The organism is Bradyrhizobium sp. 61 (genome assembly GCF_023073075.1).
Taxonomy (GTDB): Bacteria; Pseudomonadota; Alphaproteobacteria; order Rhizobiales; family Xanthobacteraceae; genus Bradyrhizobium; species Bradyrhizobium barranii.
This window is the reverse complement of sequence record NZ_JADPIU010000052.1, coordinates 809,660-827,687: the sequence shown is the minus strand read 5'-3', so window position 1 is coordinate 827,687 and position 18,028 is coordinate 809,660. Positions and strand designations below refer to the sequence as shown.

Below are 18,028 nucleotides of genomic sequence, written 5' to 3'. Positions count from 1 at the left end.
AATATCTCGCAGGACGAGAGCGGGTCTGCGAGGGCATGCGGCCTAGCCCTAGCCGGGGTGCCAGAGGAGTGATGTCCGTAAACTGACAACGCTACGGAGAAGCCTATTATGCAGTTGTCAAAGGTCGCCGCGTTGGCGCTCATCGCTAGCTGTCCAAGCCTACTGTCTGTATCTCGGGCGGCGGCCGTTTCTGAATGCTCAATCTCGGGCACACTAGCGGATTGGGGCGAGAACTCGACGGCCGACATTGACCTCACGTCCGGAGGAAGTTGCCAATTTCCAATCAAGATACGCGGCACGGTGAGTGGCTCGGACATCTCTCAAAAGCCGTCACACGGCAAGCTGAAAAGGCTCAACCTGTCTACGTTCGAATACAAGGCGAAGGCCAAATATAAGGGTAGCGATACCTTTGCCATCAAAGCGACGGGTCAGGGACCGACAGCTTCTGGCACGTCGGTAATCACTGTGCACACGACGATCAAATAGCGTTCCTCGCTCGATTGCATGGTGAACGCGGAAGCAACAGCCGCCCGATGTCTCGCGCCAATGGCACACCACAATGAAAAGGGACCATCGGAGTAACCGATGGTCCCAAAAGCCTCAAAGGCTCTTCGCTGGCAAAGGCCTTGCCGTGTCTTGCCAAGTTGGGCTGCGAGCAGACTTGGCGGGCTGCTTGCAGGGTTGATGCTCGCTTTACGCTGGCCTTCTGGACCCTGGCCTCCTTGACGCTGGCCTTATGGACGCTGGTCCCGTCGGACACTGGTTGCCATCGGCTCTGGTCACGTCGGCGCTCGTCGCTCTCGGCGCTGGATGGTGCGAGAAACCGACTCGATCAACCAATGCCAATTGAACTGCCGACCCGACGAATAGTCTAGGTGTTGTTGTCTGTTCCTCTCGAAGAAATTTGGGTTAGCGAGGCTGCCAGTTCCCGCATCGTTGGATGTCATTTCTAACGACGACCGGCAGCCCGCCGACCGAATTGCGAATGGCGCACGTCCTCGCGCTGGACCCGTCAGCGCGAGTTTTGCTTTTTCGGGGATCGCACCCTTCTGGCGGGTTTTGTCACTGCGATGTCAGCCACAGCAGGGTTTGCGACTGACGCCTCGAGAATTTCGTATTGAGCATGCATCCAATGGACTTCCGCCTTTCCGTCGGGTTGCCCATCGGCGACCCAGAGGTGGTAGGCGCGCTCGCGAATTGCCTCTTCCAGATTTGGCATGGGATTTTCCTTGCGAATGATCCGCCCAGCCCGGCCAAAAGACTTGCTCCAGTAGGGTTAATGAAATCTTAACGGGGCAGCGGAAGCCATGAGTCGTGCGGGTGCGGCCCAAGGGCGGTCGGCGCTCATTGCGAGAAATCTCGGCAGCGCTCGCGGACGCCGGTCGCACGAACGATAATCCGCATGCGGCGACCGGCATCAAACTCATGCTTACCGAGGGTCGACGAGGCCGTGCACGGGCCGCCTCTTTGGGGGCTCGGGGCCCGATTGACACCAGCAGAGCGAAACTAGTCAGTCGATTGGCGCGAGCCGTTCGTTCCACCGCGCCGCAAGGTTTTTGATCTGCTCGAAATGCAGGATCGCCGGTTCACCCTCGCGGACGATTGTCGTCCGCTTGCGTTCCTTGGGTGGCAACGTCATCGCGCGCGATACTGCCGCGCGCAGTTTCATCGAGCCGTGATCTGTCAGGGTGACGAGTTCTTCCGGGTCAAGGGCCATGGGTCCACGCCTACGCTACCGGCTGGCCCGCAAGCCAGCACACGCGCCCCGAATGCCCAATTCTCCAGATAGCCCAACATGGTTAATAGTTCGTTATCGTTTGGCTCTGTCATTTGCATTGGCGCGTGGGTCACGCGGCGTCTTGTCCCGCAAGTAAAATGAGCCTCTCAGGCTGCACAGCCCCTATTTGGATCGAACCCAATCCCAGCCGATTTCAAATGCTAAAGGAGGTGGCTACCGCCAGGCTTGCAGCAGGGGTAGTTCGCCTGTGCCGCGCCGGTCCGCGCGGTAGCCCCAGTGAGCAATTGCAGTCGCAATTGATCAGGCTACCGCTGCCAACCTGCCATCGGCATGCGGATTTGCGCAAAGCAGACGCTTGCGAATGGCCTCTTCAACGAGCGCGAGCGCTTCCTTGGCTTGTCGCGCTTCGGCTTCCGCAACTTCGGCGCGAAGCTCTACGGCCGTCAACTTATCCTTCTGAGCTTCAATGCAGCACTGGGCCTGCTCCAGCGCTCGGCAAGCATCTTGCAGCTTAGTTTGGGTGGCTACGGTGAGTTCACGCTGTGCCCGCTCGGCGGCCTCCGCTCGCCCTTCGGCCAGCCGCAATCTTTCTATGGCGCTCGCGCAAAGTGATTGGGCACGGGCTTCGGTCTCGCGGGCGTGCTTCTCCATATCGCGGAAGACATCGGCCGCTTGAAATACCAGATCGAGAGCTGTTGCTCCCTTGTCTGGTGCCAGCGGTGAGGGAAAGCTCAGGACGCCCTCATCCCCTCCAACTGGCGCTCTGGAACCACGCTGCGCCATGCAGATCAAGCTCGTCGCGAACACACATACACGGGCAGTATCATGAATAGCTATGGTTAACGGATGGTTAAACAGTTGCATGCCTGGAGATGTCGTAACGGCGCGCGGCGGGCAATGGCACCGAAAATCAGTCAGTTCTTTGGGCGTGCCTAGCGTAGCAGCAGAGGCTCGCGCCGGCGGCTGGACCGGCACATCGGCCGCTGACTTTCCTCTCCATGCAAATTTGGTCGGCTGCCATTCCTCGGGAATAGGCGCTGATCGAGTTCCGTAACGGTTGACCTTTTTGCCGCTACCCAGTTGGATGCGCGCGCAAAAAGGCACGACGACATCCCATCGTGGATCTGGAGAGGTCGACGATAAGGTCTGAGCCCGCGCGGGGCTTTGGGCCATCCGTCGTTGGACTGTGCCGTACGTTCAACAGGGGATTTCCATGACCTTTTCCAGCATCTTCGCGCAGTTCGTCGCGCTGATCGGCGGTGCCGCGCTGCAATGGCGGCGGCTGTCGGGGACCGCACCCGCGCCGGCCTGGGGCCAGGCGCCAGCGATTCCGGAAGCGAAGCCGCAGGGGGCGCTGCCGACCTTGAAGATGCCGACGGCCAGAGGCTGGAGCGAGGGGCAGAAGCCGACGGTCGCCCCCGGGCTCAAGGTCAATGCATTCGCGGCCGGGCTCGACCATCCGCGCTGGATCGAGGTGCTGCCGAATGGCGACGTGCTGATCGCGGAGGCGACGCAGATTGCGGGCGCGCCGAGGTCGGTGTTTCACTATGCGATGCAGGCGACGATGCGGCGAGCCGCAGCGCTCGGCGTCAGCGCCAACCGCATCACGCTGCTGCGCGACAAGGACGGCGACGGCGTCGCAGAAGTGCGCGGCGCCTTCATGGAGAACCTCAGCCAGCCCTTCGGCATGGCGCTGGTCGGCAACACATTCTATGTCGGCAACACCGACGGCGTGATGGCCTTCCCCTATGTCGCCAATGCCGACCGCATCACCGCGCCGGGCAAGCGGCTCACGACGTTCAAGCCGAGCGGCCACTGGACGCGCAGCCTGCTCGCAAGCTCCGACGGCAAGAAGCTCTATGCCGGTGTCGGCTCGCTCAGCAACATCGCCGAGATGGGCATGGAGGTCGAGGAAGGCCGCGCCGCGGTCTATGAGCTCGATCTCGCCGCCGGCACGCATCGCATTTTTGGTGCGGGACTGCGCAACCCGGTTGGACTCGCGTGGGAGCCCAATACGAACGTGCTCTGGACCGTCGTCAACGAGCGCGACGGGCTCGGCGACGAGACGCCGCCGGACTATCTCACCTCGGTGCGCGACGGCGGCTTCTACGGCTGGCCCTATTGCTACTGGGGCAAGACGTTCGACGATCGCGTGCCGCAGGATCCCGCGATGGTCGCCAAGGCGCTTCAACCGGACTATGCGCTCGGCGGCCACACCGCTTCGCTCGGCCTGTGCTGGATGCCCGCCGGCACGCTGCCGGGCTTTCCGGACGGCATGGTGATCGGCCAGCACGGCTCGTGGAATCGCAGCACTCTCTCGGGCTACAAACTGGTGTTCATTCCGTTCGAGAACGGCCGCCCGTCCGGCCCCGGTCGCGACATCCTGTCGGGCTTCCTGTCCCCGGACGAGAAGGAATCCTACGGCCGCCCGGTTGGCGTCGTGATCGGACCCGACAAGAAGTCGCTGCTGATGGCCGACGACGTCGGCAACGTGATCTGGCGCGTCACGGGCGCGTAGAGGTTACGTCCCGACACAAAGCGTGGCGCGCTGCTTGCGCAGAAGCGCGATCACGGACAGCGCCGTGATCAGGCCCGTCTTGGGATTCTCCGACGGGATGTTCTCGATCGACATCGAGAAGCGCGCCGAATCCGCCTCGACCTCGATGCGGTGAACGTTGCGCGTCACGGTCGGATCGGCCCAGATCTGCACCGAGGTGCGGTCGGGCCCGACGCCCGCGAGCGACAGCGCGACCGCGACGTTGAGATTGGCCGGAAAGCCCTTTGCGGCTTCACGCGCGGTGCCCTCGAACAGCTTGAGCGGCTCGCGCAGATTGTCGATATCGATGTTGTTTTCGACGATGAAGGGCGCGCCCTTCAAGCCGTCGATCGGCTTGCGCGTCACCATCTTCACCGAATGAATATTGCCGATTGCGGCGGCGTTGACGGCGTCGAGCCCGATCAACGCCCCGGTCGGCACGATAATGCGGCCGCCATTGGCGCGGGCGAGATCGACGAGATCGAAATTGTCGAGCAGCCCGCCGACGCTGACGACGACCGCGGCCTTGCCGCGTTTCACCGCGGGCTCGACGATCGCGCGCAACTGGCTGCTCGGCGCGCATTCGACCACGATGTCGGCGACTTCGCCGAGCTGATCGATCGGCACGATTTGCGGCGGACGGCGCAGACCGCCGATAAAGGCCTGATGCTTTGCGGGATCACGCACCGCGACGGCGGAGAGCGTCAGTCCCTCGATACCCTGATCCAGCGCCGACGCGATCTTGGTGCCGATCGAGCCCAGGCCTGCGATGGCAACCCGCAATTCGTTCGAAGCTTTCTGTCCAGTCATCGCATCCCGCCTTCTCGCCAGGCCAATGTCATAGCCGCTCACGCCTCCCGCGCATAGCTGCGCAGGCGCGCCTCCAGCACCGCCAGCATGGCATCGCGGGCCGGGTCGCGCGAACCGCGCAGCCATGCGGCGGCAAGCGGCAGGCGGCCGATGGGGCCGCTCTGCTTCGGCCGCAGCGGCACGAAGCGCACGCCTGATACCGCCATCCGCGTGGTCCAGCGCGGCACGATCGCAACGCCGAGCTTCGTTGCCACCAGATGGATGATGGTCTGCTTCTCGTCGGCGACCTGCACGATGCGCGGCGTCAGCCCGGCCTGCTCGAACAGCTTGATCGTGAGGTCATGGCTGTGCGGCCGCGAGCGGCGGTCCGGCACCAGCATCGCCTCGTCGGCGATCTGCGCCAGCGTGATCGACTTGCGCTCGGCGAGCGCATGCCGCTGCGGAAACGCCACGATCGCGGTCTCCTGGAGCAGATCGCGGAATTCGAGCCGCTTGTCCGCACTGTCGGGCGGGCGGACGAAGGCGAGATCCAGCGCGCCGGTCAAAATCTTCGGCAGCAGCCGGACGGTCTTGTCTTCGAGCAGCTGCACCGCGATCTCGGGATGCTTGTCGCGGAAATCGCGCAACAGCGGCGGCAGCAATCCCGCCGCCGCGCTGTCGATGGCGCCGATCCGCAGCCGCCGCGCGGCGCCCGCGCGCGAGCGGCTGCGCAGATTGCTCTCGACCGCCTCGACCTTGGCGAGGATGGCGCGGGCATCGCGCAGCAGCGTCGTGCCGTCTTCCGTCAGCGACACCGCGCGCGTGGTCCGTGCGAACAGCCGCGTTCCCAGATCTTCTTCCAACAGCCTGATCTGCCGGCCGAGCGCGGAGGGCAGCATCTGAAGCTGCTGTGCCGCATGGCCGAAATGCAGCTGCTCGGCCGCCGCCACGAAGCATCGCAACTGATGCAATTCCATCCAAGGTCCTCTCGTCTCGCCAGGCGAGGATTATATTATTTTTTTGTATAAACCAGCGCCAATTGAGTATGCCTCCCTCCCCCGCCTAGGCTCGTTGCCGGCGTGGACCTCCGGGTCCGCCGATACAACAACAAACCGGAACTCGAGGAGGCCAGGGTGGCGAGCGAAATTCAGACGCGCGTGCTGCGCAAGATCACCTGGCGCATCGTTCCCTTCATCATGCTGCTGTACTTCGTGGCCTTTATCGACCGCGTCAATATCGGCTTCGCCTCGCTGACGATGAACAAGGACATCGGCCTGTCGCCCACCGTCTACGGCTTCGGCGCCGGCATCTTCTTCTGGGGCTATTTCCTGTTCGAGGTGCCCTCCAACATCATCCTGCACAAGGTCGGCGCGCGGATATGGATCGCGCGGGTGATGATCACCTGGGGCCTCGTGTCGGCGGCGATGGCGTTCGTGCAAGGCGCGACCAGCTTCTACGTGCTGCGCTTCCTGCTTGGTGTCGCCGAAGCCGGCTTCTTTCCCGGCATCATCCTCTACCTCTCCTACTGGTTCCCGGCGCGCCAGCGTGCCTCGGTGACCGCGCTGTTCATGGCGGCCGCGCCGCTCTCGACCGTGCTGGGCTCGCCGATATCAGGCGCGCTGCTGGAGATGGACGGCCATCTCGGCTTCAAGGGCTGGCAATGGCTGTTCGTGCTGGAGGCGCTGCCGGCGGTGGTGCTCGGCTTCGTCGTGCTCGGTTTCCTGACCGATCGCCCCGAGAAGGCGAAATGGCTTGCGGAGGACGAGCGGCGCTGGCTGGTCGAGACCATGAACGCTGAGACCACGAGCAAGGCCGCGACCGCGAGCCACAGCATCTGGCGCGGGCTTGCGGACCCGCGGGTGCTGGCGCTGTCGCTGATCTATTTCGGCACCTCGGCCGGCCTCTACACGCTCGGCGTCTGGGCGCCGCAGATCATCAAGCAGTTCGGCCTGTCCACGCTCCAGGTCGGCTTCCTCAATGCGCTGCCGGCAACCGCCGCCGTCGTTGCCATGGTGCTGTGGGCGCGGCATTCGGACCGCACCGGCGAGCGCACCTGGCACGTCGTGCTCGCTTGCCTGCTCGCGGCCGCAGGCCTCGCCTATGCCGGCCTTGCGACCGGCGTCGTCGCTGTGCTGGTCGCGCTGACGCTGGTGAACATCGGCATCTCTTCCGCAAAACCGCCGCTGTGGAGCATGCCGACGCTGTTCCTGTCCGGCCCCGCGGCCGCGGCAGGAATCGCCACCATCAACTCGATCGGCAATCTCGGCGGCTTCGTCGGTCCGGCCATGATCGGCTGGATCAAGGACCAGACCGGCAGTTTTGTCGGTGGCCTCTATTTTGTCAGCGGCCTGCTCGTTCTCTCGGCGGTCCTGACCTTGCTATTGTCGCGCGCGCAGACCGCGCCCGTCGAACCCGTCCCGCAATCCCACTGACATCTCAAACGGAGCATCTTCATGCGCACTCATTCGATCGCAGCAATTCCGGCCGACGGCATCGGCCCCGAGGTCATCTCGGCCGGCGTCCGCGTGCTGGAGGCTCTGGCAAAACGCAGCGGCGACCTCGCCTTCAACGTCAAGACGTTCGACTGGGGCTCGGACTATTACAAGAAGCACGGCGTGATGATGCCGGCCGAGGGCCTTGCCGAGCTGAAGAAATTCGACGCGATCTATTTCGGCGCGGTCGGCGCCCCTGACGTGCCCGACCACATCACGCTGTGGGGCCTGCGCCTGCCGATCTGCCAGGGCTTTGACCAATACGCCAATGTGCGGCCGACCAAGATCCTGCCCGGCGTCGCTTCGCCGTTGCGCAATGTCGGCGTCGGCGATCTCGACTGGGTGATCGTGCGCGAGAACTCGGAAGGCGAATATGCCGGCATGGGCGGCCGTGCCCACAAGGGCCTGCCGGAGGAGGTCGGCACCGAGGTCGCGGTGTTCACCCGCGTCGGCGTCACCCGCATCATGCGCTACGCCTTCCAGCTCGCGCAGTCGCGGCCGCGCAAATTCCTGACCGTCGTGACCAAGTCGAACGCGCAGCGCCACGGCATGGTGATGTGGGACGAGATCGCAGCCGAAGTCGCGACCGAATTCCCCGATGTGACCTGGGACAAGATGCTGGTCGACGCCATGACGCTGCGCATGACGCTGCATCCGAAGAGCCTCGACACGATCGTCGCGACCAACCTCCACGCCGACATCCTCTCCGATCTTGCCGGCGCGCTCGCCGGCAGCCTCGGGGTGGCGCCGACCGGCAACATCGATCCGCAGCGCCGCTTCCCCTCGATGTTTGAGCCGATCCACGGCTCGGCGTTCGACATCACCGGCAAGGGCATCGCCAACCCGGTCGCGACCTTCTGGACCGGTGCCCAGATGCTCGAGCATCTCGGCGAGAAGGACGCGGCAATACGGCTGATGTCGGCGGTCGAGCGCGTCTGCGCGGCCGGCGTGCTGACGCCCGATGTCGGCGGCAAGGCGACGACGAAGGAAGTCACGGACGCCGTGATCGACGCGATCCACGGGACGAACGTGTAATCGCTACCCGACGTCATGGCCGGGCTTGTCCCGGCCATGACGAGTTGTGGATCAACTACTTCCGCCCTTGCGATGGCGGCGCCGGCGCCGCCATCGCGGCCACAGGCTCCGGCGGCGTCAGATGGCGCGGGACGATGATGGACTGGCCGGGGGTGAGGGTCGCGTTCTCCGCCAGCGAGTTGCTCTGCGCCAGCGTCCACAGTGGCACGCGGCGGGCGGCGGCGATGCTCTCCATGGTGTCGCCGGTGCGCACGGGCACCCGCACGCCGCTGTCCCACAATTCCACCGGCGTGTTCGGCGGCACGAGATAGCGCAACGGTACCGCATCGGCCTGGCTCTGCGCGGGGATGCGTGGCAGCTGCGTCACCATCTCGATGATCTGGCGATGGATGTCGTCCGACTTCTCGATGTTGATGTGCGAGACGCGGCTGTTCTCCTTGAGGTCGTAGCTCGCGTAATGGCCCCGATAGCCGGGCACGGCCACGACGTCGCCGCCGCCGAGCACGCTGTCGGAGAGGAAGATGTTGATGAAGCGCTCGACATTGAGCGGCACGTCGCCGGTCGCATGCGCGGAATCGATGGCGATGACGAGGCTGATCCGGATGTTCTCCTTGGCCGCCATCTCGGAGATCACGACCGAGCACAGCCCGCCCATGGAGTGGCCGATCAGCACGATCGGCGCCGGGCTCTCCTTGTAGCTGGAGATGACACGATCGCCGATCCATCGGCAGATGGTGAATTCATAGACGTCGGCCGAGAAGCCGGCCTTCGTCAGCTTTTCGCTGAGCCGGTCCATGCCGGTCGAGAAGATCGGCCCCATGGCGCCGCGGAACAGGTAGATCTTTGGCGGCGGCAGCGGCTCGACCGGCGGAGCGGGAGGCGGCGGCGCAGCGGTCGCGACCGCGGGGCGCTTCGGCTTCGCAGGTGAGGCAGCGGCCATGCCGGTGCCTAGGGCGAGCAGCGCAACCGCTGCCAGCACGACTAGCCGCCTCAAATCGATCATCCGTCCAGCAGTCCCACCATGGGAGGCAAAGGCCTCCTCCGCGGGCTTAGTGACCACCGATTGGGTGGATTTTGGGGCACGGAACCGGGCCCATGACGCCCGTCGGTCGAGGTTCTCATCCTGCCCCTTACATCCCGGCATCAATTGAAGGGAACCCATGGCTGGGCTTCGCAGGTATCAAGGATCACCGAGCTCTGGACTCCCTTGTAGGCGTCATCGTCGAAAAAGACCGAATAGGCGGGGTATCTGTCAGACGGACCAGCGCCCTGCCTCAGGCAGACGAAATACGCCCCCGGCCCGTGGTCGGTAGGGCGGACGGCGGATGTCTCGAGTCCCCCGGTCAGCTTGACTTCGGCGGCTGCCTTCCTGACGCCTTCCTGCACCGCCTTGGCACCAGGCGGACGCGGAGGATGATAGACAGGAGGCAAATTCCCGCTCGACGCGCATCCCGCCAGCAGCAGCGTCAAGATGGTGGACAAGGCCGCGAGAGATCTGCGGCGGCCGAAGACGGACCTTCGCTGGCCGCACGCCAACTCATATCGTGAATGCATCGCTTGTCCCCGGTGCCGCGCTCGCTGCGCGTCTCATCCCTGGGTCAGGACGAGATAGAGGCAGCCGGCGACCGTGGGCAGGAACGCGACCAGGGCCGTCATCCAGAAGCCGGGCTCGAGCATCGAGTCCTGGTCATCCCTCTCGTCGACTGCACGCCGATCTGCATTCGTCCGGCTCCACGCCTCATCGGCCGTGAACAGGGGAACGCTGCTCGCGCGCGCATCGTCGCGCGCTGCGCTTTGGCGCAAAGCGCGTTGGGAAGGGCGAGTTATTCCGGATGTCAGCATGTCATCAACTCTGATCGGCTACCAATATGTCGAGTTCGGATGTTGCGGGGCGCGCGGCCGCATTATTGTGTCAGCGCCTGCTCTGAATTCGCTCCGGGCACAGGCGGCGGGACCGCATTGTTGGCCGGGCTCTCCTTGGCGCCGGAATCGGTCCAGGCCGGCGGCAGGCCGAGCCCCTGCCCCGCGATGCCGGTGATGCCGGGAAACCGTCCGAACGCTTCGCATGCGACGTATTTGGGCGCACCGCCGAGCCGCACGGGAATGCTGTCCATCGGCGGCAGCGCGGGGATGCCGCCGAACGGCGATTCTCCGGTCGTAACCAGTTTTGCGAAGTCCGCGCCGAAATCGGCGGCGAGATCGTAGGCATCGCCCTCATTGGCGACCCGCGGAGAGTTCGTAATCGAGTTGGCGCCGCGCGCCCAGACCATGGCCGCCTTCTGAAATCCTGCAAAATCGCGCGCCTCCGCCTCGACCGACAGGCTGCCGAGCCCGACCGGAAGCCTCGGCACCGGTACGGGCACGCCGGGAAGCGCAACGGTCTTGGCTATCGACAGGGCTTTCGATGCGCCGGAGGCGGTCGGGCTGGTCGGCGCGGCATGTGTCACCGTCGCCTGCACCGTGAGATCGGCGTCGTCATCGGATGAGACGATACGGAAGCGCTCGCTCAAGCGGAGACACAGCTCGCGGCTGATGGCGTTCGCAACCAGGCGACGTTCCTTTTCGTTCAACACGACATCGGTGCGCGCGGGAAAAACGGTCGATGCGATCCGGATCGTCTTCGCCGCCAGAACATCCTGCTTGTTCACGCGGATTTTCGATCGCGTCACCAGCCCGTTCGCTTCCGACATCCGGTCATAGCTCCTGAGCGAGCCGGCCTGTTCGAGCGGCGCGGTCGCACACCCTCCGAGCGCAAGCGCGGCACCCATCAGGGCCGTCCGTGGAAAGCGCATGGTCCCATTCCTGCATCGGCAACTTATTAGAGAGATCGCTCTAATAATCACTTCTCACGCCTCGCAACATCCGTCAACATAAATAGATGGAACTCTCTAATTTTGATTTTCTCGTGGCGGACCGTCGTGCTAAACGGGCGAGTGTGAATGGAGATGTCCGGTTTGAGGAAAGTCGACCCCGTCAAGCATGAGCAAAAGCGCGGGGAAATCCTCGGCGCGGCGATCCGCTGCTTCATCAGGGACGGCTTCCGCGGCGCCAGCACGACAGATATCTGCACCGAAGCCGGCATCAGTCCGGGCCACCTCTATCACTACTTCGCGAGCAAGGAGGCGATCATCGAGGCGATGATCGACCTCGGTCTCGCGCGGTCGGCCGAAAAGTTCGAAAAAATTCTGGCCGCCCCGGACGTGATCGAGGCGCTGCTCGTCGATATCGAGGAATCCAGCCTGCGATTTCGTCCCGCCCAGATCCTCAATCTGGATGGTCTCGCGGAGGCCGCCCGCAATCCTGAATTCGCTGCGATCATCGAACGCCACACCGCGGCGGTCCGCCGCATGTGGAGCGACTTCCTGCGCCGCGCGCAGCAGCAGGGACGGGTGGATCCTGGGTTAGATCCGGACGCGACGGCAAACATCCTGATCGCCCTCGTCGACGGATCCCGCGCCATGCCGATCCGCAATCCGAAGCTGGATATCAAGCAGAGCGTAGAGCATCTGAGAACGATGCTCGCGCGCTTCCTGAACCCGCCCGACGCACAGAGCGCTGCGATCAAGCCCCGCATTCAGAAGACCGGTCGTCCCCTGAAGCTGGTCAGGAAGCGATAGAGCCCGACCCTAGAGCGGCAGGAGCCGGTTCAGCAATTCCAGCAGCGTGCGCTGCTCGGACGCGCTGAGCGGGGCCAGCATCTTTTCGTTATAGGGCTCCGTCAGCCTTGCCCCCTCGGCAATGAGCTTTGCGCCCTTCGGCGTCAGCATCAGCTCGACGGCACGGCGGTCCGCCTTCGAGCGGTTGCGCTTGATGAAGCCGGACGATTCGAGCTCGTTCAGGATCTTGATCAGGTTCGGCAGGCGCAACCGGAGCAGGCTGGCGAGGCTGCTCGGCGGCACGCCGGGATTGTCACGAATGACGGCGAAGATCGCATAGGTCGCCGGCGTCAGGCCCAACGCGGCGAACTCCTCGTAAAAGCCTTCGAAGAACTTCAATTGCGCGAGGCGCAGCATGAACCCGGGCGTCCGCCGGAGCGCGCGCAGATCCAGCGATTTCTCCGGCTGCTGATCGGACTTCAACCCGGGTCTTACGGTTTTCGAGCTCATGATCCTCAATCCGCGGCGGCCACAGCCGAATTGACACTCTCAAAAATAGCTATAAAATATAACTATTATTTAGCGGCACCAAGACCGCATATGGGAGGGACACAATGAACAGCAAATTCCTGCACAAATTGTGCATTCTGGCCTCGATGCTGGTTGCCGCGCCGGGCTTTGCCCAGGATGCCGTGAAGATCGGCATCCTGAACGACCAATCCGGTCCGTTCGCGAGCTATCAGGGGATCGGCTCGGTCGTCGCCGCAAAAATGGCGGTCGAGGATTATGGCGGCAAGGCCGCCGGCAAGCCTGTCGAGGTCGTCGCGGCCGACCATCAGAACAAGACCGACATCGGGATCGGCATCGCCAGACGCTGGTACGAGAATGACGGCGTCGACGCGATCTTCGACATCCCCAACTCGTCGATCGCGCTCGCTGTCGCCGGCATGAGCGCCGAGAAGAACAAGGTCTTCGTCGGATCGGGCGCCGGCACGGTGCTGTTGACCGGCGAGAAATGCACGCCGAATACCGTGCACTGGACCTACGACACCTATGCCTATGGGCGCGGCCTCGGCAAGGCGATCGTCCAGCAAGGCGGCAAGAAGTGGTTCTTCATCACCGCCGACTACGCGTTCGGTCACGATCTGGAGAAGCAGGCCGCGGAGGCCGTGAAAGCGTCCGGCGGCGAGGTGCTTGGCAGCGTGCGGCATCCGCTGGGAACGGCCGACTACGCCTCCTTCCTGCTCCAGGCCCAGGCTTCGGGCGCGAACGTCGTCGGCTTCGCCAATGCCGGCGACGATACCATCACCTCGATGAAGCAGGCCGCCGAGTTCGGGCTGACCAGGGACCACAAGCTGGTCGGATTGATCCTGGGGATGAACGGCCTTCCCTCACTCGGACTGAAGTTTGCGCAGGGCGCGCAGATCATGAACCCGTTCTACTGGGATCTGAACGACGGCACGCGGGCTTTCGCCAAACGCTTCGCCGAGCGCATCCCCTCGAAGGCTTATCCCAACGACATGCAGGCCGGCGTCTATGCCTCGGTCATTCACTACCTCAAGGCGGTCGACAAGGTCGGCGGCGCCAAGGACGGCAAGGCCGTCGTCACCGCGATGAAGGAGATGCCGACGGACGATCCGCTGTTCGGCAAGGGCTACATCCGCAAGGACGGACGCAAGATCCACCCGCTCTATTTGCTCCAGGTCAAGGCGCCCGAGGAGTCGAATTCGGCCTGGGACCTGCTGAAGGTCGTCGCCACGATCAAGGGCGAGGACGCATTCCGCTCGGAGAGCGAAGGCAAGTGTCCGCTGACCACGCAATAACGGCCGGGAGCTGACCATGAGCGGCATTGCATCCAGTCCGATCGACCCGTTCGCGCCTGACTTCCTGATGGACCCCTATCCCGCCTATGAAGCGCTGCGCGCGCTCGGGCCTGCGTTCGCGCTCGAGCGTTACGACGTGTGGGCCATGGCAGGCTATGCCGAAGTCGAGGCGGCGCTGAAAGACTGGAAGACCTTCATCAGCGGCGAGGGTGTCGGCCTCAACGGGATGAATCCTGCGCTGCCAAAGCCGCTGACGCTTCAGATCGACCCGCCCGATCACGACAAGGGCCGGCGGGTTCTCGGCCGCACGCTGTCTCCGGGCGTCGCAAGGAAGCTGCGCGAGACGTTTCAGCAGGAGGCGGAGAAGAAGGTCTCGGAGCTGACCGACAGAGGCACGTTCGATGCCGTGACCGATCTTGCGGAAGCCTATCCCATGAAAGTGTTTCCGGATGCGATCGGCATCCGGCCGGACGGCCGCGAGAAGCTGCTGGCCTGGAGCACCTTCGTGTTCGACAGCTTTGGCCCGGAGAACGAAATGCTGGCCGCATCGCGCACGGCGGGCCTCGCCGCACAGAGCTGGATCATGGAATGCTGCGCCCGGGACGCGCTGCAGCCCGACGGGCTCGGCATGATGATCTACCAGGCCGCCGACGACGGCGAGATCACCGAGCACGAAGCAACGCATCTGGTGCGGCCGTTCCTCACGGCCGGGATCGACACCACCGTCAACGGCATCGGCAATACCCTGCTGGCACTCGCCACGCATCCGGATGAATATCGCAAGCTGCACCACAAGCCGGAACTGGCGCGCAACGCTTTCGAGGAAGGCCTGCGCTACGACTCACCGGTGCAGACATTCTTTCGCACCACCTCGCGCGACGTCGAGATCGGCGGCGGCGTGATCCCCGCGCACCGCAAGGTGCTGCTGTTCATGGCCTCCGCCAACCGCGATCCGGCGCGGTGGGACAAACCCGACCGCTTCGATGTCGAACGAAGCGCGACCGGACATGTCGGCTTCGGCGCCGGCATTCACGCCTGCGTCGGCCAGATGATCGCGCGTCTGGAAGGCGAATTGATCTTCGGCGAGCTCGCAAGACGCGTGAAGACCATCGAGCTCACGGCAGAGCCGAAACGCAGGCTCAACAATTCCCTGCGCGGGCTGGAGAGCATGCCGGTCCGCGTGACCGCCGCTTAGGCGGCATCACGCGGGGCTGCGGGCGCGACGCGCCCTCAGTTCCTGGCCGGAGCCGTCGCCGCCGCCGAGCGCGCCTGCCGCGGGGCCCTGGGTGCGCCGGGTTCGGCGACCGGACCTGCCGGGGCGCGCGAGCGCATGATGGCGGCGTCGATCTCGCCGATGACGCGGCGCTGGATCGCCTCGCTCTTGTCGATCGAGATGTGGCCGACGCCGGTGCCGCGGACGTCGACATTGTCGAGCTTGCCACGCAGGCCAGCCGCTGCCCGCACGGGTTCGCCGGGACCGTCGCCGATATAGATGTTGATGTACCGTTCGGCGCCAGTCGACAGCCTGGTCTTGAATACGGAATCGAGGCCGATCGCTAGCTTCACGGGCACGCCGAGCTGGTTGAGCTTGGCGATCATGTCCGGCAGCGCGGTCGCGCCGGAGGAATGGCCGACCAGGACAATGGTCTTGACGCGACCGGCCCTGTAGTTGGCCGCGGCCTCATCAGCGAGCGAGGACCAGGACACGAAGTTCGCGACGGTCACCTGGACGCCCTGCGCCTGGAGGCGGGAGCCGATCGTGTCGAGGCCGAGCGAGAAGATGTTGAGCACGCCGCGGAGCAGGTAGACATGGGTGGTCGCGGCCGCGGACTGGCTGGGCGCCGCCCTGGCGGTGGTCGGGCTGATGGCAACAGCTGACAGCAGGAGCAGGCAGATCGCCCACACACGGAGGGCGGGCAACTGGCTGGCGCCGGCGGTGTGACGGCCGTTCGGTCTCATCTCGATGTTTTCCCTGGGGACAATACGCTTTGCGATTGGCCGGAATCGTAGCCACGGCCTGCTCGCAGACGCAACAAAGAGGCGCGTGAGCGGCAATCTTAGCCACGAGCCGTGACCCTCGCGCAACACTTCCCCGGAACCTGCCACCGAAGGGGCTGTTTTGAGACCATTTTTCTCCGGCCAATTGCGGCCGGGCAAGTGCATTCCTATTTCAGGGCTCCGCTGACCTCCTCCCGGACGGTTCCAGCCTCCCCTCCCCAGTCTTTACCTTTCAGCCCTGCGGCCATCATGTCCTCCATCATTTCCGTCGCCAATTTGTCGAAGACCTATGGGTCCGGCTTCAAGGCGCTCAAGAACGTCAATCTCGACATCAAGCGCGGCGAGATTTTTGCACTGCTCGGCCCCAATGGCGCCGGCAAGACCACGCTGATCTCGATCATCTGCGGCATCGCCAACCCAAGCGAAGGCACGGTCCTCGTCGGCGGCGAGAACATCCAGACCTCGTACCGCAAAGCCCGCTCGCTGATCGGCCTAGTGCCCCAGGAATTGCACACCGACGCCTTCGAGAGCGTGTGGGCGACGGTGAGCTTCTCCCGCGGCCTGTTCGGCAAGCCGAAGAACCCCGCCCATATCGAGAAGGTGCTGAAGGACCTCTCGCTCTGGGACAAGAAGGACAACAAGATCATCACGCTCTCCGGCGGCATGAAGCGCCGCGTGATGATCGCGAAGGCGCTGTCGCACGAGCCGCAGATCCTGTTCCTGGACGAGCCGACCGCCGGCGTCGACGTCGAGCTGCGCAAGGGCATGTGGGAGGTGGTGCGCACCCTGCAGCAATCCGGCGTCACCATCATCCTGACCACGCACTACATCGAGGAAGCCGAGGAGATGGCCGACCGCATCGGCGTCATCAACAAGGGCGAGATCGTGCTGGTCGAGGACAAGGCGACGTTGATGGAGAAGCTCGGCAAGAAGCGGTTGACGCTGCATCTGCAGGGCAAGGTCACGACGCTGCCGGACAGCCTCAGCCATTACGAGCTCGACCTCTGCGACGGCGGCGCGACGCTCGTCTACGACTACGACACCAAGGGCGAGCGCACCGGCATCACCAGCCTGCTCAGCGACCTCCGCAACGCCGGCATCCGCTTCAACGATCTCGACACGACGCAATCGTCGCTCGAGGACATCTTCGTCGACCTCGTGAGGACGTCATGAATCATCGCGCCATCCGCGCCATCTATCTGTTCGAAATGGCGCGCACCTGGCGTACGCTGCTGCAAAGCATCGTCTCGCCTGTCGTCTCGACCTCGCTCTATTTCGTGGTGTTCGGTGCCGCGATCGGCTCGCGCATCAGCCAGGTCGAGGGCGTCAGCTACGGCACCTTCATCGTGCCGGGCCTGATCATGCTCTCGGTGCTGACGCAGAGCATCGCCAACGCTTCCTTCGGCATCTACTTTCCGAAATTCACCGGCACGATCTACGAAATCCTGTCGGCGCCAATTTCCTATGGCGAGATCGTGCTCGGCTATGTCGGCGCCGCCGCGACGAAGTCGATCATTCTCGGCCTGATCATTCTCGCCACCGCCGGCCTGTTCGTGCCGCTGCACATCCATCATCCGGTCTGGATGCTGACCTTCCTGGTGCTGACGGCGGTGACGTTCAGCCTGTTCGGCTTCATCATCGGCATCTGGGCCGACGGCTTCGAAAAACTCCAGATGATCCCGATGCTGGTGGTGACGCCGCTGACCTTCCTCGGCGGCAGCTTCTATTCCATCGACATGCTGCCGGCAGGCTGGCGCACGGTGGCGCTGCTGAACCCGGTCGTCTATCTGATCTCCGGTTTCCGCTGGAGCTTCTACGAGATTGCGGATGTCAGCGTGTCCGTCAGCATCTGCATGACGACGGCGTTCCTGGTGATCTGCCTCGCCGTGATCTGGTGGATTTTCCGCACGGGCTACCGGCTGAAGAATTGACCGCAGATCCGTAGCCCGGATGGAGCGCAGCGAAATCCGGGACGAGCGTCACCTCACGCACCAGCGGCCCCGGATTGCGCTTCGCTCCAT

Annotated in this window: 20 protein-coding genes; 9 read left to right on the top strand and 11 right to left on the bottom strand. The window is 64.1% G+C overall.

Annotation, left to right across the window (positions count from 1 at the left end; translation table 11 throughout):
• The first annotated feature begins 108 nt into the window (after nucleotides 1-108).
• Nucleotides 109-486 carry a hypothetical protein gene (locus tag IVB46_RS18880; RefSeq protein WP_247304009.1) on the top strand — a complete coding sequence of 126 codons (378 nt, stop codon included), beginning with the start codon at nucleotides 109-111 and terminating at the stop codon, nucleotides 484-486.
• 526 nt (nucleotides 487-1,012) lie between these two features.
• Here IVB46_RS18880 and IVB46_RS18875 read toward each other — a convergent pair.
• The 3 genes from IVB46_RS18875 to IVB46_RS18865 all read right to left on the bottom strand — a co-directional run bounded on the left by IVB46_RS18875 (nucleotide 1,013) and on the right by IVB46_RS18865 (nucleotide 2,602).
• The gene (locus IVB46_RS18875; protein WP_071910441.1) at nucleotides 1,013-1,219 is read right to left on the bottom strand and encodes a DUF2934 domain-containing protein; all 207 of its coding nucleotides are present in this window, start codon (nucleotides 1,217-1,219) and stop codon (nucleotides 1,013-1,015) included.
• Nucleotides 1,220-1,510: 291 nt separating this feature from the next.
• Entirely contained in the window at nucleotides 1,511-1,717 is a 207-nt protein-coding gene (locus tag IVB46_RS18870) for a hypothetical protein (protein WP_028147657.1), read from the bottom strand.
• Nucleotides 1,718-2,038: 321 nt separating this feature from the next.
• Nucleotides 2,039-2,602 (bottom strand): hypothetical protein, encoded by a 564-nt coding sequence (locus tag IVB46_RS18865; RefSeq protein ID WP_247304011.1) that lies wholly within the window; start codon nucleotides 2,600-2,602, stop codon nucleotides 2,039-2,041.
• Between the two features lie 349 nt (nucleotides 2,603-2,951).
• Between IVB46_RS18865 and IVB46_RS18860 the strand changes: the two genes are divergently transcribed.
• The gene (locus IVB46_RS18860) at nucleotides 2,952-4,256 is read left to right on the top strand and encodes a sorbosone dehydrogenase family protein (protein WP_247343189.1); all 1,305 of its coding nucleotides are present in this window, start codon (nucleotides 2,952-2,954) and stop codon (nucleotides 4,254-4,256) included.
• Between the two features lie 3 nt (nucleotides 4,257-4,259).
• Here IVB46_RS18860 and IVB46_RS18855 read toward each other — a convergent pair whose 3' ends face one another.
• Both IVB46_RS18855 and IVB46_RS18850 read right to left on the bottom strand, forming a co-directional pair.
• Nucleotides 4,260-5,084 carry an aspartate dehydrogenase gene (locus IVB46_RS18855; protein WP_247304015.1) on the bottom strand — a complete coding sequence of 275 codons (825 nt, stop codon included), beginning with the start codon at nucleotides 5,082-5,084 and terminating at the stop codon, nucleotides 4,260-4,262.
• A 38-nt stretch (nucleotides 5,085-5,122) separates the two neighbouring features.
• Nucleotides 5,123-6,040 carry a LysR family transcriptional regulator gene (locus tag IVB46_RS18850; RefSeq protein WP_247304017.1) on the bottom strand — a complete coding sequence of 306 codons (918 nt, stop codon included), beginning with the start codon at nucleotides 6,038-6,040 and terminating at the stop codon, nucleotides 5,123-5,125.
• A gap of 156 nt (nucleotides 6,041-6,196) precedes the next feature.
• Between IVB46_RS18850 and IVB46_RS18845 the strand changes: the two genes are divergently transcribed.
• Nucleotides 6,197-7,495 (top strand): MFS transporter, encoded by a 1,299-nt coding sequence (locus tag IVB46_RS18845; protein WP_247304019.1) that lies wholly within the window; start codon nucleotides 6,197-6,199, stop codon nucleotides 7,493-7,495.
• Between the two features lie 21 nt (nucleotides 7,496-7,516).
• The gene (locus IVB46_RS18840; RefSeq protein ID WP_247343186.1) at nucleotides 7,517-8,590 is read left to right on the top strand and encodes a tartrate dehydrogenase; all 1,074 of its coding nucleotides are present in this window, start codon (nucleotides 7,517-7,519) and stop codon (nucleotides 8,588-8,590) included.
• Nucleotides 8,591-8,645: 55 nt separating this feature from the next.
• On the opposite strand, the gene IVB46_RS18835 is transcribed toward IVB46_RS18840, so the two are convergent.
• From IVB46_RS18835 to IVB46_RS18820, 4 genes are all read right to left on the bottom strand, one after another.
• Nucleotides 8,646-9,593, bottom strand: coding sequence for a LysM peptidoglycan-binding domain-containing protein (locus tag IVB46_RS18835; RefSeq protein ID WP_247304021.1), 948 nt, complete (start codon nucleotides 9,591-9,593; stop codon nucleotides 8,646-8,648).
• A gap of 140 nt (nucleotides 9,594-9,733) precedes the next feature.
• Nucleotides 9,734-10,072, bottom strand: a complete 339-nt coding sequence (locus IVB46_RS18830) for a hypothetical protein (RefSeq protein ID WP_247304023.1) — start codon at nucleotides 10,070-10,072, stop codon at nucleotides 9,734-9,736.
• Between the two features lie 105 nt (nucleotides 10,073-10,177).
• Entirely contained in the window at nucleotides 10,178-10,432 is a 255-nt protein-coding gene (locus IVB46_RS18825; RefSeq protein WP_247304024.1) for a hypothetical protein, read from the bottom strand.
• Nucleotides 10,433-10,494: 62 nt separating this feature from the next.
• The gene (locus IVB46_RS18820; protein WP_247304786.1) at nucleotides 10,495-11,358 is read right to left on the bottom strand and encodes a DUF3313 domain-containing protein; all 864 of its coding nucleotides are present in this window, start codon (nucleotides 11,356-11,358) and stop codon (nucleotides 10,495-10,497) included.
• Between the two features lie 171 nt (nucleotides 11,359-11,529).
• On the opposite strand from IVB46_RS18820, the gene IVB46_RS18815 reads away from it, so the two are divergent.
• Nucleotides 11,530-12,207 carry a TetR/AcrR family transcriptional regulator gene (locus IVB46_RS18815; RefSeq protein WP_247304026.1) on the top strand — a complete coding sequence of 226 codons (678 nt, stop codon included), beginning with the start codon at nucleotides 11,530-11,532 and terminating at the stop codon, nucleotides 12,205-12,207.
• Between the two features lie 9 nt (nucleotides 12,208-12,216).
• On the opposite strand, the gene IVB46_RS18810 is transcribed toward IVB46_RS18815, so the two are convergent.
• Nucleotides 12,217-12,696 carry a MarR family transcriptional regulator gene (locus tag IVB46_RS18810; protein WP_231143117.1) on the bottom strand — a complete coding sequence of 160 codons (480 nt, stop codon included), beginning with the start codon at nucleotides 12,694-12,696 and terminating at the stop codon, nucleotides 12,217-12,219.
• Nucleotides 12,697-12,800: 104 nt separating this feature from the next.
• On the opposite strand from IVB46_RS18810, the gene IVB46_RS18805 reads away from it, so the two are divergent.
• Complete coding sequence (locus tag IVB46_RS18805) at nucleotides 12,801-14,009, top strand: ABC transporter substrate-binding protein (protein WP_247304028.1); 1,209 nt, start codon at nucleotides 12,801-12,803, stop codon at nucleotides 14,007-14,009.
• Nucleotides 14,010-14,025: 16 nt separating this feature from the next.
• Nucleotides 14,026-15,204 carry a cytochrome P450 gene (locus tag IVB46_RS18800; protein WP_247304030.1) on the top strand — a complete coding sequence of 393 codons (1,179 nt, stop codon included), beginning with the start codon at nucleotides 14,026-14,028 and terminating at the stop codon, nucleotides 15,202-15,204.
• 35 nt (nucleotides 15,205-15,239) lie between these two features.
• Here the strand turns inward: IVB46_RS18800 and IVB46_RS18795 are convergent, their stop codons facing one another.
• Entirely contained in the window at nucleotides 15,240-15,968 is a 729-nt protein-coding gene (locus IVB46_RS18795; RefSeq protein ID WP_247304032.1) for a hypothetical protein, read from the bottom strand.
• 288 nt (nucleotides 15,969-16,256) lie between these two features.
• Between IVB46_RS18795 and IVB46_RS18790 the strand changes: the two genes are divergently transcribed.
• The gene (locus IVB46_RS18790; protein WP_231143124.1) at nucleotides 16,257-17,180 is read left to right on the top strand and encodes an ABC transporter ATP-binding protein; all 924 of its coding nucleotides are present in this window, start codon (nucleotides 16,257-16,259) and stop codon (nucleotides 17,178-17,180) included.
• Entirely contained in the window at nucleotides 17,177-17,938 is a 762-nt protein-coding gene (locus IVB46_RS18785) for an ABC transporter permease (RefSeq protein ID WP_028147642.1), read from the top strand. The genes IVB46_RS18790 and IVB46_RS18785 overlap by 4 nt, the downstream gene beginning before the upstream one ends.
• The last annotated feature ends 90 nt before the right edge of the window (nucleotides 17,939-18,028 follow it).